The sequence below is a fragment of the Collinsella sp. AM36-4AA genome (assembly GCF_003467795.1).
Lineage (GTDB): Bacteria > Actinomycetota > Coriobacteriia > Coriobacteriales > Coriobacteriaceae > Collinsella.
Genome location: NZ_QSHS01000002.1, coordinates 44,817 through 59,595, shown reverse-complemented (window position 1 = coordinate 59,595; position 14,779 = coordinate 44,817). Strand labels below are relative to the sequence as shown.

Genomic DNA, 14,779 nt, shown 5'->3' with positions numbered 1-14,779 from the left:
TGGAGCGCCTGCGCCCGTTTACGGATTGTTCTGTATTTATGCTCGCAATTAAGCTCGAGGTTGGCTACACTATCCCTTGACCATTAAAGGGGTACGAGATACCCACATGGAATTACATAGCTGCCAAAGAGCAGCCCTTCCTGTGGGTGTCTGGTCCGCTTTAAGCGGTCGGGCATCTATTTTTTTGACTGTGTCAGCAGTCAAGACATGTGAGGAAGGAGATCGATGGGCACGACTTCCCCCAAGGCGGTCATCATGGACGAGACCGCCGTCAATCGAGCGATGACCCGCATCGCGCACGAGATTCTCGAGCGCAACGAGGGCTGTGAAGACCTCGCTCTGGTCGGCATCGTCACGCGCGGCGACCTTCTGGCAAAGAAGCTCGCCGAGGAGATCAAGGAGATCGAGGGCGTCGACGTTCCGCTCGGCAGCCTGGACATCAGCTTCTACCGCGATGACTATGCGACCAATTTCGCTCCCGCGATCCACGCTACCAACATTCCCTTCAGCGTCGACGGCAAGCGCGTCGTGCTGGTGGACGACATCCTGTATACGGGCCGTACTATCCGCGCCGCTCTGGATGCCGTCATGGACCTGGGCCGTCCGAGCCGCATCGAGCTGGCAGTTCTCGTTGACCGCGGTCACCGTGAGCTCCCCATCTCGCCGGACTTTGTCGGCAAGAACGTTCCCTCGTCGCATGAGGAGAACGTGCACCTGTATATGAAGGAAGTCGACGGCCACACCGCCGTCGAGATTAACGACGTCGCGCCGGGTTCCCACGTGGGCTCCGCGCCGCTGGGAGGTGAGTAGTACCGTGGCGTTCAACCATAAGCACCTGATCGACATTACCGAGTACTCCGAAGAGGACATCAAGCTCATCCTCGAGACCGCCAAGGCGTTCTCCGAGGTCAATGAGCGTGCGATCAAGAAGGTCCCCACGCTCAAGGGCAAGACCATCGTCAACATGTTCAACGAGCCTTCGACGCGCACCCGCAGCTCCTTCGAGCTCGCCGAGAAGCGTCTTTCGGCTGACAGCCTCAACTTTGGCGGCTCCTCGACCTCCACGGTCAAGGGCGAGAGCCTCGTCGACACCGTCGAGACCCTCAACGCCTACAAGATTGATTGCATCGTCGTTCGCGATAAGCACGCCGGTGCTCCCTACATCGTCACGCAGAACTCGCCCGCGAGCGTCATCTGCGCCGGCGACGGCAAGCACAACCATCCCACGCAGGCCCTGCTCGACCTGTACACCATCTGGGAGCACAAGGGCGACTTCCACGGTCTTAAGGTCGCCGTCGTCGGCGATATCGCGCACTCCCGCGTCTGCGGCTCGCTGATCCCCGCCCTTAAGATCATGGGCTGCGAGACCTACGCCGTCGCCCCCGGCACGCTGCTGCCGCCGGCGCCCGAGGTCCTGGGCTGCGACCACGTGACGAGCGACCTCGATTCGGTACTCCCCGAGCTGGACGTCGTCTACATGCTGCGCGTGCAGCAGGAGCGCCTCGAGGGCGCTCCGTTCCCGACCATTCGTGAGTACCACAAGCTCTTCGGCCTGACCAAGGACCGCGAGAAGCTCATGAAGCCCGACGCGATCATCTGTCACCCGGGCCCCATCAACCGCGGCGTCGAGTTCGACTCCTATATGGCCGACCACCCGCAACGCTCCGTCATCCTGGAGCAGGTCTACGCCGGTATCTGCGTGCGTATGGCTATCCTGTATCTGCTGCTTGGAGGTGCCGATAATGGCCTTGCTTCTTAAGAATGCCCACGTCGTCGACCCGTCCGTCGAGCTTGACGGTGTCGTTGACGTCCTGATTGACGGCGATAAGATCGCCGAGGTCGGCGAGAATCTCGCCGTCGAGGGAGCCGAGGTCCGCGACCTTTCCGGCAAATATCTCGTCCCCGGCCTGGTGGATATGCACGTTCACCTTCGCGAGCCCGGCTACGAGGTCAAAGAGGACATCGAGAGCGGCACCCGTGCAGCTGCCAAGGGCGGCTTTACCGGCGTGTGCGCCATGCCCAACACCGATCCCGTCACCGATAACGGCACCGTCGTGGAGTTCGTCAAGTCCCGCGCTGCCGAGGTCGGCCACTGCCGCGTCTATCCGTCGGGAGCCATGACCCGCGGTCTTAAGGGCGAGGCCATGTCCGAGATGGGCGATATGGTCGCCCACGGCGCCGTCGCCTTCACTGACGACGGTCGTGGCGTGCAGGGCGCGGGCATGCTCCGTCGCTGCATGGACTACGGCAAGATGTTCGGCAAGGTCTTTATGAGCCACTGCCAGGACGAGGACCTGGTCGGCCACGGCCAGATCAACGAGGGCAAGGTTTCGACCCGTCTGGCTCTCGAGGGCTGGCCGGCTGCCGGCGAGGAGCTCCAGATCGCCCGCGACATCGAGATCGCCAAGCTGACCGGCGCCAAACTGCACATCCAGCACATCTCCACCGCCCATGGCCTGGAGCTCGTGCGTGCCGGCAAGGCCGCTGGCGTTCAGGTTACCTGCGAGGCCACGCCGCATCACATGTTCCTGACCGAGAACGACCTGGACGAAACCTACAACACTTCTCTCAAGGTCAACCCGCCGCTGCGTACCGAAGCGGACGCCGAGGCCATCCGCCAGGGCGTTATCGACGGTACCGTCGACGCTATCGTCACCGATCACGCTCCCCACACTCCGTGGGAGAAGGCCCGCGAGTTTGAGCTTGCGCCCTTCGGCATGATCGGCCTCGAGACCTCACTGTCGCTCGTGCTCACCGAGTTGGTCAACACGGGCAAGATGAGCATGGGTCGCATGGTCGAGCTCATGGCCATCAAGCCGCGTGAGATCCTGGGCCTCGACCAGGTTCAGGTCAAGGCGGGCTCCGTTGCCGACCTGACCGTGTTCGACGCGTCCGCAACCTGGACGGTTGGCGAGGACGGTTACGAGTCGCGCGCCGAGAACTCCGGTTTTGCCGGCCGCACGCTTACCGGTCGTGCCACCGATGTGTTTGTCGGCGGCAAGCAGACGCTTGCCGACGGCTGCATCTGCTAGCATAGCCTTATCGCTTTTGTGCGCGGCGCCCTTGCGGTGCCGCGCTTTCTGTTCGCCTGAACCATGCAACCGCATGGGGGATTGGAGCGTCTATGCCCACACCTTCCACTGCACGCATGCACGACTTCGAGGTCGTCTCGAACCAGGAGATCGCCGACGGCATCTTCTCGCTCGTAATCTCGGCCCCCAAGCTTGCAAGTGCGCTCAAGCCCGGTCAGTTTGTGAACATCGCCGTGCCCGGCGATGCCTCTTCGCTGCTTCGCGTGCCTCTGAGCTTCTATCGCGCCGACGCCCAGGCCGGCACCGTCGAGCTGTGGTACGCAGTCGTGGGCGACGACACCCGCCGTCTGTCGCAGATGGCCCCCGGTTCCACTTCTAACCTGCTGGGCCCTGGCGGCCGCGGCTGGCTTGTTCCCGAGGGCACCAGGAAGGCGCTGCTCGTGGCAGGCGGCATCGGCGTTCCGCCCGTGCTCTGCCTCGCCGGCATGCTTGCCGAGCAGGGCGTGGATGTCGACGTGTGCTTGGGCTTTGGCACCGCTTCCAAGGCCGTGGGTGTCGATGAGTTCCGCGCGCTGGGCGCCACGGTTAACGTATGCACCGACGATGGCACGCTGGGCACGCACGGTTTTTGCACCGAACCGGCAGCCGAGCTGCTCGGCGAGGGCGGCTACGACTACGTGGCCAGCTGCGGCCCTGCCGTCATGATGAAGAAGGTCGCCGCCGCTGCCGCTGAGGCCGGTGTGTACTGCGAGGTGTCGCTCGAGCGCATGATGAGCTGCGGCTTTGGCGCCTGCAACACCTGCAACGTCGAGACGGTCGACGGTATGAAGGGCGCCTGCATGTGCGGCCCCGTGTTCGATGCTTCCAAGGTGGTGGTCTTCTAGTGGGTACCGTGAATATGGCCGTCGATTTCGGCGGCGTCAAGATGCAGAACCCCATCAACACCGCAGCCGGTACCTTTGGCTACGGTTGGCAGTTCCAGAACTTCTTTGATGTCTCCCAGCTGGGTGCCATCACCACCAAGGGCTGCGCTGCCGAGCCCTGGCCCGGCAACCCCGCGCCCCGCATGGCCGAGATCCCGGGCGGCATGATCAACTCCGTGGGCCTTCAGAACCCTGGCGTGGCCGCCTTTGCCCGTGAGTCCGGTCCGTGGCTCGAACAGCTGTCCAAGGACGGCTGCCAGGTCATCTGTCAGGTCGCCGGCCATTCCGTTGACGAGTTTGTCCGCGCGCTCGAGATGTATGTCGAGCTGTGCCCCTGGGCTGCCGGCTATGAGATCAACGTGAGCTGCCCCAATATCGCCGCCGGCGGTGCCGCCATGGGCTCCTCGCCCGAGGGCGCCTCTGCCGTTATGGCTGCTTGCCGTAAGGTGACCGATAAGCCGCTGTTCGTCAAGATGGCTCCGGTCAACGTCGCCGAGATCGCCAAAGCCCTCGAGGCCGCAGGCGCCGACGGCCTTTCGGTCATCAATTCCATCCAGGGCATGGCCATTGACGTGCACACCCGCAAGTCCCGCGTTGCCAAACCCAAGGGCGGCCTTTCGGGTCCACTGTGCCACCACATCGCCGTTCGCATGGTCTGGGAGGTCGCTCAGGCCGTCGATATCCCCATCAACGGTGTCGGCGGCGTCATGACGGGCGAGGATGCGGCCGAGTTTATCCTGGCTGGCGCTACCTGCGTGTCGGTCGGCATGGCCAACTTCGTCGATCCGTGCGCCTCGCTCAAGATCGCGCACGAGCTCGAGGCCTGGGCGGAGTCCCAGGGCGTGAAGGACATCAACGAGCTGGTAGGTGCTTTCGAATGCTAGAGACCGATGCCCGCGACCGCGTTATCGTCGCCCTCGACTGCGACCGTGAGCGTGCGCTCGAGCTCGCCCACGAGCTTTCTGGTCATGCCGCTTGGCTCAAGGTCGGCATGACGCTCTATTACGCTGAGGGCCCCGAGATCGTCAAGACGTTCAAGGACCTGGGCTTTAAGGTCTTCCTCGACCTCAAGTTCCATGACATTCCGCATCAGGTGCGCGGTGCCGCCCGTTCGGCCTCGCTTGCCGGTGCCGACCTGCTCTCGGTCCACGGTTTGGGTTCGGGCGCCATGCTCGCCGCGTGCCGTGAGGGTGCCGAGGAGGCGCGCGAGGACCGCGCCAAGCTCGTCGCCATTACCGTGCTCACGAGTATGAACCAGGATGCGCTGGCCGAGATCGGCGTCGAGTCGCCCGTGGCCGAGGAGGCCGCCCGCTTGGCAAAGCTTGCTCAGGCCAACGGCATCGATGGCATCGTGTGCTCACCGATGGAGGCTCATGACATGCGTGAGCTGCTGGGTCCTGATGCCCTGATCGTGACTCCGGGTGTGCGTCCGGTGGGTGCCGCCCTTGGTGACCAGTCCCGCGTGGCGACGCCTTCCCAGGCTATCGAGCGTGGCGCAAGCCACATTGTGGTGGGCCGTCCCATCACCGGTGCCGACGATCCGGTTGCCGCCTTTGACGCCATCGTCGCCGAGCTGGTAGAAAACGTCGCGTAAAAGATTCCCCTAAGTCACCACTTTTGGGTCTCATTAGCACAAAATAGCCCCTGTGCCTGCGTAAACTTTCCCATCCTTTGTGTGGAATCGCAGGTCAGGGGCTTAACTTTGGGCGCAGTATATTGCACTTTTTGCGGGTATCGTCTAACCTATGGAGCCGCGATTAGGCATTTTGTACGTTCTACGTGCTAAAATGCCAATTATTGAATCAGATATAACCCAACTATTTGGAGGTACGAATGGCACTCCCTCAGCTTACCGACGAGCAGCGCAAGCAGGCTCTTGAGAAGGCTGCTGCCGCACGTCACGCCCGCGCTGAGCTTCGCGAGCAGATCAAGAAGGGCGAGAAGTCCCTCGAGTCCGTGCTCAACTCCGATGACCCCATCGCTTCCCGCATGAAGGTTTCCACCCTCATCGAGTCTCTCCCCGGTTATGGCAAGGCCAAGGCCGCCAAGATCATGGAGGAGCTCGGTATCTCCGCTACTCGTCGCGTCCAGGGCCTCGGCGTCCGTCAGCGCGAGCAGCTCCTCGAGCAGCTGACCAAATAAGTGAGCGCTCAGGATTCCAAGCTCTTTGTGATTTCTGGACCGTCAGGCGCAGGCAAGGGTACGCTCGTCGCTCGTGTGCGCGAGCGCCGCTCGAACCTGGGTCTGACGGTTTCGGCTACCACGCGAGCACCACGCAAAGGTGAGGTCGACGGCGTCAACTACTTTTTTCTGACGCGCGAGGAGTTCGACCGCCGCGTGGCAAACGGTGAGTTTGTTGAGTGGGCCAAGGTCCACGGTAACTGCTACGGCACGTTGGTGAGCGAGGTCACATCCAAGCTCGCCTCGGGCTCGTCTCTGATTTTGGAGATCGATGTCCAGGGCGCCCTGCAGGTGAAGGAGCGTTTCCCCGAGGCCGTGCTGATCTTTATCAAGCCGCCTTCGCTTGAGGTGCTCCGCGAGCGTCTAGTCGGTCGCGGTACCGAGACGCCCGAGACGATTGAGCTGCGTATGGCAAACGCCGCCGATGAGCTTGCCCTTGCCGACCGCTACGACGACGTCGTGGTGAATGACGATCTCGACCGCGCGACCGATGAGCTCGTTCGCGTTCTCGATATGCATGAAAGGATCTGAGGTCCGTGTCCGTTGTAAAGCCTTGCATTGACGATCTTCTGGAGAAGACCGATCACAACCGCTTCCTGCTCGCTTCGCTTGCCTCTAAGCGCGCCTGCGACATCAATAGCATGCTGCGTGGCCAGCACAACCGCGTGCTTGCCGTCCAGGATGTCGATGACATCACCATCGGGCTTTCCGGTGCCGATACCATCTCGATGGCTATGGACGAGATTGTCGACGGTGACATCTCTTACGACGAGGCCCGTTACGAGAAGGCGCTCGGCCACAAGGTTGCTGAAGCCTAAATGGCGGCTCGCGTCTGCCTGGTCCACTATCACGAGGTTGGACTGAAGGGCAAGAACCGCGCACATTTTGAGCATATCCTCATGGATAACATCAAGGCGGCCTTGGCCGCCTTTTCCGTGAACGCCGTGTCTCGAATTTCCGGTTATATCCTCGTGACCTTTAACGAACATCAGGCCGACGAGGCGGCGCGTGTCATTCGCACCGTTCCCGGCGTTGCCCGTGTGTCTTTGGCGTATCACACCAACCGCGACCCGCAGGAGTACTGCGCCGCCGCCGTGAAGGCGCTGCGCGAGTTTGGTTCCTTCGATTCGTTTAAGGTGCACGCCAAGCGCTCCAATACTGACTATGAGCTCACCTCGATCGATATCAATCGTCAGGTGGGCGAGGTACTGTGTGAGGCCTTCCCCGATAAAAAGGTTCAAATGCACGACCCCGATGCAATGGTGCACGTACTGGTGGTCCAGGGTAGCGTTTACGTGTACGCACGCTCCGAGCGCGGCGTGGGCGGTCTGCCGGTGGGTTCTGCCGGCAAGGTCGTGACGCTGCTGTCCTCGGGTATCGATTCTCCGGTGGCGACCTGGATGCTCGCGCGCCGCGGCGCGGTTTGCGTGCCGGTACATTTCTCCGGTCGTCCGCAGACGCCCGATACGAGTGAGTATTTGGTGCAGGATATCATCCGTGCGCTTGAGCCGGGTGTCCAGATCGGCCGCCTGTACGTGGTGCCGTTTGGCGACTGCCAGCGTGAGATTTCGGTCACCTGCCCCAGCAACCTGCGTGTGATCATGTATCGTCGCATTATGTATTCGGTTGCCGAGCGCATTGCGCACATCGAGGGCGCCAAGGCCATCGTTACGGGCGAATCGCTTGGGCAGGTTGCCTCCCAAACGCTTGAGAACATCATGGCCGTCAACGAGGCCGTGAAGATCCCCGTGTTCCGTCCTCTCATCGGTTCGGACAAGCAGGAGATCATCGCGCGTGCTGAGGAGATCGGTACGTTCGATATCTCGACTGAGGCCGCTCCCGACTGCTGCACGCTGTTTATGCCGCGCCGACCCGAGACGCACGCTAAACTCGATGCCGTGCATGAGGCCTGGGAGTTGTTCGATCATGAGGAGATGATCGAGCGCCTGCTCAAGCAGACCGAGTACATCGACTTCGAGAGCAACACGTATAAGGCCCCTAAGACCTTAAAACGCAAACATTCGGAGCTTGCTCCGCGTGAGATTTACCAAGATTACGAGTAAATTTGTGCATAGACCGACGATGCGCCTGCATCGTCGGTCTTTTGCTATCTGGGCATTTTGCGGCTAAGTGTTCATTTGCTGACGTGTGCCTGAATAAATGGACAGATTTGTGCAAGGTTTTGGTCAGCTTTTGTTTTGACCTCGAAAACCGGTTTTGGGGCGTGGCTGTTGCGGAGCTCCTTTCCTGACACGATGATGTTGGGAGGTTTTGCTATGGCGCAGCGCGAACAACACGAACGAGTCAAAAAGATGGACCGCTGGGCGGGCAAACTGCTCGGTCATAAGGCAGTGGTGATGGCGATACTGGTCGTCATTGCGATGGCGAGTGGACTGGCAATGGCGAACTTTGGCGGCGGTGCCGGCGGTGTGTCGTTTGAGCGCACTGATGGTTCGGGCACGTTAGTGGAGCCGGGATCCGGCGATGCTTCGAGTGGAAAGACATCTGAAGGCTCTTCGCCTAAGGCGTCTGCCGCGGCAGAGGTCTATGTCGATGTTGATGGCGCCGTGGTGTCACCCGGTGTATATCGCCTCAAAGACGGGGCGCGGGTGGCTCAGGCGATTGATGCCGCCGGCGGGCTGGCGCCCGAAGCAGACGTTACGGGGCTTAATCGTGCATCTAAGGTCGTCGATGGACAGAAGATTCACGTTCCAACGGTAGGGGAGCAGCAGGCGTCCATTGCGGAAGCTGGTGTTGATGGTGGGACTTCCGCATCATCAGGCGTCGGTGGCGCAACAGGCCTAGTAAACATTAATACGGCAAGCTCGGCAGAGCTGCAGACGCTCTCGGGAATCGGTCCCTCAATGGCACAGTCGATTATCGATGAGCGGACAAAGAACGGTGCTTTTGCTTCGGTTGACGATCTGATGCGCGTGTCGGGAATCGGCGAAAAGAAGCTTGCCAAAATCAAAGATTGCATCTGCGTATGAGTGCGACCGAGCGAGAGCACGTGATGCCTCCGCGGCCCCTGATTCCGTGGACGATGGCCCTGTGTGCCGGCATGTGCGTGAGCTGCGCCTTGGTGCTCAGCATAGCCGCTGATGCGCTGCTGAGGGAGCAGGCGACGGCGGTCGGGCCGCTATGGGCCATTCCCGTTGCGGCAGCGGTTTTCGTTGTGCTGGCTCACTCTTGTGCGCGGCTTGCCCCTTTGAAGCGGTGGCTGTATGCCGCGTCCGCCGGTCTCGTGGCGGGAGCGGTCGTCTCGGCGTGGTGGGCTGTGGGTGCGCTCAGCGCCTCGAAGGCGCTCGACGGTCGAGCGGCAAGCGGCCTCGAGTTTGTCGTGCAGGGTGATCCATCCATAAACGACGACGTGTATTCCTATACCTGCGAGGCACGCGCGGACGGTAAGAACTTGGCAACGGTTCGCCTATCGTGTGATCGTGAGCTCAAGGTCGGGGCGCACGTGCGTGTTATCGGTCGCGTTTCGCGTTTTGAGAACGACGCATATGGACGATCGCGCGTGCTCCGAGGCGAGGTGCGCAAGGTTAAAGCCGTTCGGATTTTATCGGTCGATGAGGGTTCTCCGGGGCCGCTGCTTCGGCTGCGAAATGGGCTGCTTGCGTCCATCGCGCCTGCGACCGACCCGGCGCGTGCGCTCATAGCCGGTGTCGTCTGCGGTCGTTCGGCCAGGCTGCGCGCCCAGCCGGCGGGCGACTGGTTTTCTGTGACGGGAACGGCACATCTTATCGCCGTCTCGGGCAGCCATTTGGCTATCGTGGGGTTTGTAATCGAGGGTGTATTGCAAAAGACTCGGTGCTCACGTGGTCTTCAGCGGGCGATATTGGCGATAACGCTTGTGGGCTATGCTGCCTTTACGGGCGCGTCTCCCTCGGCCGTGCGTGCGTGCTGCATGGTGTTCGTGACGCTTGTCGTAAACGGCGCGGGGCGTCGTCGGCACGGCCTTTCGGCACTCTTCGTAACCATGTCCATCTTTGTGCTGCTGCGGCCGACGGTGCTGTTCGAGATGGGCTTTCAACTCTCGTGTGCCAGCGTCTTAGCCATTCTGTGCTTTTGTCCCTATGCGACCTACGCTTTGGGTGAGCTAGGTGTGCCATCAGGCGTTGCCAGCGTGCTTTCCGTCACGCTGTGCTCACAACTGGCGACACTTCCCATTACCATTCCTGCCTTCGGTACGTTCTCGCTCATTGCTCCGCTGGCAAATGCGGTCATCGGTCCGGTGGTGAGCGCACTGCTCGCTGTGTCGATCGTGCTGGCTCCCTTTTCGCTCGTGGGACCGTTGCGGACTTGGGCGCTCGTTGTGCCCATGATTGCCGCCCGTTGCGCGCTGTTCTTCGAGCAGCTGTTTGCCGCCGTGCCGGGTGCATACGTGAGCGTGCCGCCCGATAGCATGTGGATTTACCTAGTGCCGTGTTTTCTGGCGGTTCTGCTGGTCTGGTGGCCGCGTCCCCGTGCACGTCCTATGGCGGTGGGGCTTGCATGCCTGATGCTCTTGGCTGCGATTCCGTACGTCTATTGGGATCGATTCGCTCCGCCTTCGGTGACGGTTCTCGATGTGGGCCAGGCCGATGCGATTCTTATCCGCCAAGGCGGCGCAGTAGCTCTCGTCGACTGCGGGCTCGACGAGCGTGTGGTTGCGGCGTTGGTTCGCAATAACGTGCACCATATCGATGCCGTTTTTGTGACGCATTGGGATGAGGACCACTGGGGTGGTTTGCCTGCCGTGCTCGAACAGTTTTCGGTCGGAACGATTGCCGTGGCGGCGGATGCGCTGGAGGATGCTCCTGCCGAGGTATTGAACCGACCTGGCGTGGAGTATCGGCAGGTGCGCCGTGGGGATACGGTCGACATCGGCTCATTTTGCGCCCGCGTGATGTGGCCATTCGAGTCCGTGGATGGCGAGGGAAATGAGGACTCGCTTGTCCTGCTGCTCTCTTATGTTCAGGAAGGTAAGGGCCTGCGAATACTTCTCACCGGTGATGCCGAGCTCGACCAAGAACGGGAATTCGTGCAGGAGGTGGGGGATATCGATGTGCTTAAACTTGGGCATCACGGCTCCAAGGTTTCAGTCGATGGTGAGTTGCTGGACGTCCTGAAGCCCGAGCTTTCCCTCGCAAGCGCTGGTGAGGGGAATCGATATGGCCATCCGTCCGATGCCTGCATCGATGCCGTTAAGGAAGCGGGTGGTGTGTTCGCGTGTACCATCGAACACGGCGACATTACCGTCACACCGACTGCGAATGGCTTTGTGATGCGATGCCAGTGACCGTGACGACGTCGTTGGCGTGTGGTGGGCCCCTGGGCTAAAATGGCACGGAACGAATACGAAGGCCTGTGGGAGGGGAGCGCAATGTCCGAAACCGGTTTGCTGCCGGCATATCTGATCGTCGGTACCGACGGAGTTAAGCGCGACCACGCCGTCTCGCGTATGAAAGCGCGTCTGGAAAAATCGGGTATGGTCGAGTTCAACCTCGACGAGCGAGACATGACCAAGGACCCCGATATCGAGTCCATTATCGGATCGCTTAACACCTTTCCGATGGGCAGCGAGTTTCGTCTGGTAATCCTCGATGGCTGCTCAAAGCTCGCCAAGGCGGTCTCGGAGCCGCTCGTTGGGTATCTGGCGAGTCCCAGCCCCACTACGGTCTGCCTCATCATCGCCGACTCACTTGCCAAGAATACGCGCCTGTATAAGGCAATCGCCAAGATCGACAAGAAGGCTATCGTCAATTGCTCGGGTACCAAGCGCTGGGAACTGCCGCGCCGTGTTCAGCAGATGGCGACGCAGCGCGGTAAGTCGATTTCGACGGCGGCCGCCGAGGAGCTCGTCTCGCGTTCGGGCGAAAACACGCGCATGCTCGATAACGACTTGGCTAAGCTTGCCCAGATGGTCGAGTCGCCTCAGATTGAACTTGCCGATGTTGAGCGCTGGATTGTCCGTACGGCCGAGGTTCAACCCTGGGACTTCCTCAACGCCGTCTCGGCTCGCGATATGCGGCGATCGCTCGAGCTCTTCAATCTGCTGCCCGCCAAGAGCTATGTGTGGACCTACACGCTGCTGTGCGGTCGCATCCGTGAGCTGATCGTCGCCAAGGCGCTCGATGCGCGTGGACAGGGTCGTGAGCTGGCCGCAACGCTCAAGCTCCAGCCCTGGCAGGTCAAGAATCACCTGACTTGGGCGCGTCGCTTTTCGATGGCAGAGCTCGTCGCAGCGCTCGAGGGTGCGGTCGATGTGGAGCTCGCGCTCAAGGGCTCTGCCGATTCTGAGACCGCGCTTTTGCTCTGGATTACGAACATCTTGAGAAAATCGTGATGATACCTGCCTATTTGACAAATTCGTTCTATTCCTTTGAGGGGGAGCGTGCTATAGTAGGCGCTTGCATGACCTCACCGTGTCTCAGAGGTGTCATACATTTTTTGCAAGGAACTCGAAAGGAACTCCAGAAATGGCAAACATCAAGTCTCAGAAGAAGCGTATCCGCACCAATGAGGCAGCTCGCATGCGTAACAAGGCTGTCAAGTCCGAGCTCAAGACGCTGACCAAGCACGTCCAGTCCGCCGTCGCCGAGGGCGACGCCGAGAAGGCCCAGGCTGCCCTCAAGACCGTTACCAAGCGTCTCGACATGGCTGCCGCCAAGCATGTTATCCACAAGAACCAGGCTTCCAACCGCAAGTCCGGTCTTGCCAAGCTCGTGAACAGCATCAACGCCTAAGTTGTAAATTTCACACTACACAGATTACGCGCATAAATGGAGCCTGTTTTATGGAACAGGCTCCATTTTTTGTACCGCTCGGGTAAGATAGTCCGCATGAATACTTCAATTGACATTTCCCACATCCGCAACTTCTCAATCGTTGCGCACATCGACCATGGCAAGTCTACGATCAGCGACCGCATCCTCGAGCTCACCCATACCGTCGACGAGCGCGACATGGAGTCGCAGCTGCTCGACACCATGGATATCGAGCGCGAGCGCGGCATCACGATCAAGTCCAACGCCGTCCGCGTGTCCTATGACGCCGACGACGGCGAGACGTATCAGTTCAACCTCATCGATACGCCGGGCCATGTAGACTTTACCTACGAGGTCTCGCGTTCGCTGGCCGCTTGTGAGGGCGCGGTGCTCGTCGTCGACGCCACTCAGGGTGTCGAGGCACAGACCGTCTCCAACGCGACGCTCGCCATGAACGCCAATCTGGACATTGTGCCCGCCATCAACAAGATCGACCTGCCCTCGGCCCATCCCGACGAGGTTAAGACCGAGATCGAGGACGACCTGGCGATTCCCGCCGATGATGCCGTGTGCGTCTCGGGCAAGACCGGCGAGGGCATTCACGATCTGCTGGAGTCCATCGTCTTTTTGATTTCGCCGCCTAAGGGCGATGCAAACGCTCCGCTCAAAGCGCTCATTTTGGATTCGTACTTTGACGAGTATCGCGGTGTGGTGGCTACGGTGCGCGTCTTCGATGGTTCCATCAAAAAGGGCGATACCCTGCTTATGATGCAGGCCAAGGGCGACTTTTTGGTCGACGGCGTGGGCGTCAAGCGTCCTGCCGAGACCCCGGTCGACGCGCTGACCGTCGGCGAGGTTGGCTATGTGGTCACGGGTCTGAAGGACCCCGAGGCTGTGCGCGTGGGCGATACCCTTACGTGGGCTTCGAACCCCTGCCCCGAGCCTCTGCCGGGCTACCGCGAGGCCAAGCCCATGGTCTACACGGGCCTGTTCCCGATCGACAACAAGGACTACGAGAACCTGCGTGACGCCCTCGATAAGCTGCACGTCAACGACCCGTCGTTGGTGTGGGAGCCCGAGACCTCGGTGGCGCTCGGCTTTGGCTTCCGCGTGGGCTTCCTGGGCCTGCTGCACATGGAAGTCGTCAAGGAACGCCTGGAGCGCGAGTTCAACCTGGACCTCATTGCCACGAGTCCCTCGGTCGACTATCACGTCTACAAGACCGACGGCGAAATGATCGATGTCCGCAGTCCGCAGGACCTTCCCGAGGCCACACGCATCGATCGTATCGAGGAACCCTACCTCAAGGCAAAGATCATCTGCCCGCCTGAGTACACGGGTGCCGTCATGCAGCTCGCCATCGAGCACCGCGGCGTCACAACCGACATGATCCACCTGACGAGCAAATCGGTCGAGATGCGCTTCGATATGCCGCTCGCCGAGCTCATCTTGGACTTCTTCGATCAGCTCAAGAGCCGCACCAAGGGTTACGCCTCGCTCGACTATGAGTTCAACGAATATCGCCCCTCTGAGCTCGTCAAGCTCGACATCCTGCTTTCGGGCGACGAGGTGGACGCGCTTTCGTTTATCGTCCATAAGGACAAGGCATATGGCCTGGCCCGTGGCCTGTGCGACAAGCTCAAGGAGATCATCCCGCGTCAGCTGTTCGAGGTGCCCATCCAGGGTGCTATCGGCAACAAGATCATCGCCCGTTCCACCGTCAAGGCGCGTCGCAAGGACGTTCTTGCTAAGTGCTACGGCGGCGATATCTCGCGTAAGCGCAAGCTGCTCGAGAAGCAGAAAGAGGGCAAGAAGCGTATGAAGGCCATCGGATCGGTCGAGGTCCCGCAGGAGGCCTTTATGGCGATCCTCAAGGTGGACGAGTAGGTCT

15 protein-coding genes are annotated in these 14,779 nt (G+C 60.7%); all 15 read left to right on the top strand.

Features of this window, described 5'->3' with window-relative positions; genetic code table 11:
* Positions 1-225: 225 nt before the first annotated feature.
* The 15 genes from pyrR (at position 226) to lepA (ending at position 14,775) form a co-directional block, all read left to right on the top strand.
* Positions 226-810 carry a bifunctional pyr operon transcriptional regulator/uracil phosphoribosyltransferase PyrR gene (pyrR, locus tag DW850_RS01500; protein ID WP_006236123.1) on the top strand — a complete coding sequence of 195 codons (585 nt, stop codon included), beginning with the start codon at positions 226-228 and terminating at the stop codon, positions 808-810.
* A gap of 4 nt (positions 811-814) precedes the next feature.
* Positions 815-1,759 (top strand): aspartate carbamoyltransferase catalytic subunit, encoded by a 945-nt coding sequence (locus DW850_RS01495; protein ID WP_035138537.1) that lies wholly within the window; start codon positions 815-817, stop codon positions 1,757-1,759.
* Positions 1,743-3,032, top strand: coding sequence for a dihydroorotase (locus DW850_RS01490; protein ID WP_117786050.1), 1,290 nt, complete (start codon positions 1,743-1,745; stop codon positions 3,030-3,032). The genes DW850_RS01495 and DW850_RS01490 overlap by 17 nt, the downstream gene beginning before the upstream one ends.
* 116 nt (positions 3,033-3,148) lie before the next feature.
* Complete coding sequence (locus tag DW850_RS01485) at positions 3,149-3,916, top strand: dihydroorotate dehydrogenase electron transfer subunit (protein WP_117786083.1); 768 nt, start codon at positions 3,149-3,151, stop codon at positions 3,914-3,916.
* A gap of 14 nt (positions 3,917-3,930) precedes the next feature.
* Positions 3,931-4,839, top strand: coding sequence for a dihydroorotate dehydrogenase (locus DW850_RS01480; protein ID WP_199411071.1), 909 nt, complete (start codon positions 3,931-3,933; stop codon positions 4,837-4,839).
* Positions 4,833-5,549: an orotidine-5'-phosphate decarboxylase gene (gene pyrF, locus DW850_RS01475; RefSeq protein WP_117758526.1), complete on the top strand. Its 717-nt coding sequence runs from the start codon at positions 4,833-4,835 to the stop codon at positions 5,547-5,549. Before DW850_RS01480 ends, pyrF begins: the two co-directional genes overlap by 7 nt.
* Positions 5,550-5,788: 239 nt before the next feature.
* On the top strand, positions 5,789-6,097 hold the full coding sequence (mihF, locus tag DW850_RS01470; RefSeq protein ID WP_006236130.1) for an integration host factor, actinobacterial type: 309 nt from the start codon (positions 5,789-5,791) through the stop codon (positions 6,095-6,097).
* Complete coding sequence (gene gmk / locus DW850_RS01465; protein WP_117786049.1) at positions 6,098-6,667, top strand: guanylate kinase; 570 nt, start codon at positions 6,098-6,100, stop codon at positions 6,665-6,667.
* A 5-nt stretch (positions 6,668-6,672) separates the two neighbouring features.
* The gene (locus DW850_RS01460) at positions 6,673-6,954 is read left to right on the top strand and encodes a DNA-directed RNA polymerase subunit omega (protein WP_035138532.1); all 282 of its coding nucleotides are present in this window, start codon (positions 6,673-6,675) and stop codon (positions 6,952-6,954) included.
* Positions 6,955-8,199, top strand: a complete 1,245-nt coding sequence (thiI, locus tag DW850_RS01455; protein WP_117758525.1) for a tRNA uracil 4-sulfurtransferase ThiI — start codon at positions 6,955-6,957, stop codon at positions 8,197-8,199.
* 213 nt (positions 8,200-8,412) lie between these two features.
* Positions 8,413-9,126 (top strand): helix-hairpin-helix domain-containing protein, encoded by a 714-nt coding sequence (locus DW850_RS01450; RefSeq protein ID WP_158565205.1) that lies wholly within the window; start codon positions 8,413-8,415, stop codon positions 9,124-9,126.
* A complete protein-coding gene (locus DW850_RS01445; protein ID WP_117786047.1) occupies positions 9,123-11,420 on the top strand; it encodes a DNA internalization-related competence protein ComEC/Rec2 in 2,298 nt (765 codons plus the stop codon). The genes DW850_RS01450 and DW850_RS01445 overlap by 4 nt, the downstream gene beginning before the upstream one ends.
* An 84-nt stretch (positions 11,421-11,504) precedes the next feature.
* Entirely contained in the window at positions 11,505-12,467 is a 963-nt protein-coding gene (holA, locus tag DW850_RS01440) for a DNA polymerase III subunit delta (RefSeq protein ID WP_117786046.1), read from the top strand.
* Positions 12,468-12,600: 133 nt separating this feature from the next.
* Positions 12,601-12,867 carry a 30S ribosomal protein S20 gene (rpsT, locus tag DW850_RS01435; protein ID WP_022094714.1) on the top strand — a complete coding sequence of 89 codons (267 nt, stop codon included), beginning with the start codon at positions 12,601-12,603 and terminating at the stop codon, positions 12,865-12,867.
* 96 nt (positions 12,868-12,963) lie between these two features.
* The gene (lepA, locus tag DW850_RS01430; RefSeq protein ID WP_117776228.1) at positions 12,964-14,775 is read left to right on the top strand and encodes a translation elongation factor 4; all 1,812 of its coding nucleotides are present in this window, start codon (positions 12,964-12,966) and stop codon (positions 14,773-14,775) included.
* Positions 14,776-14,779 lie beyond the last annotated feature (4 nt).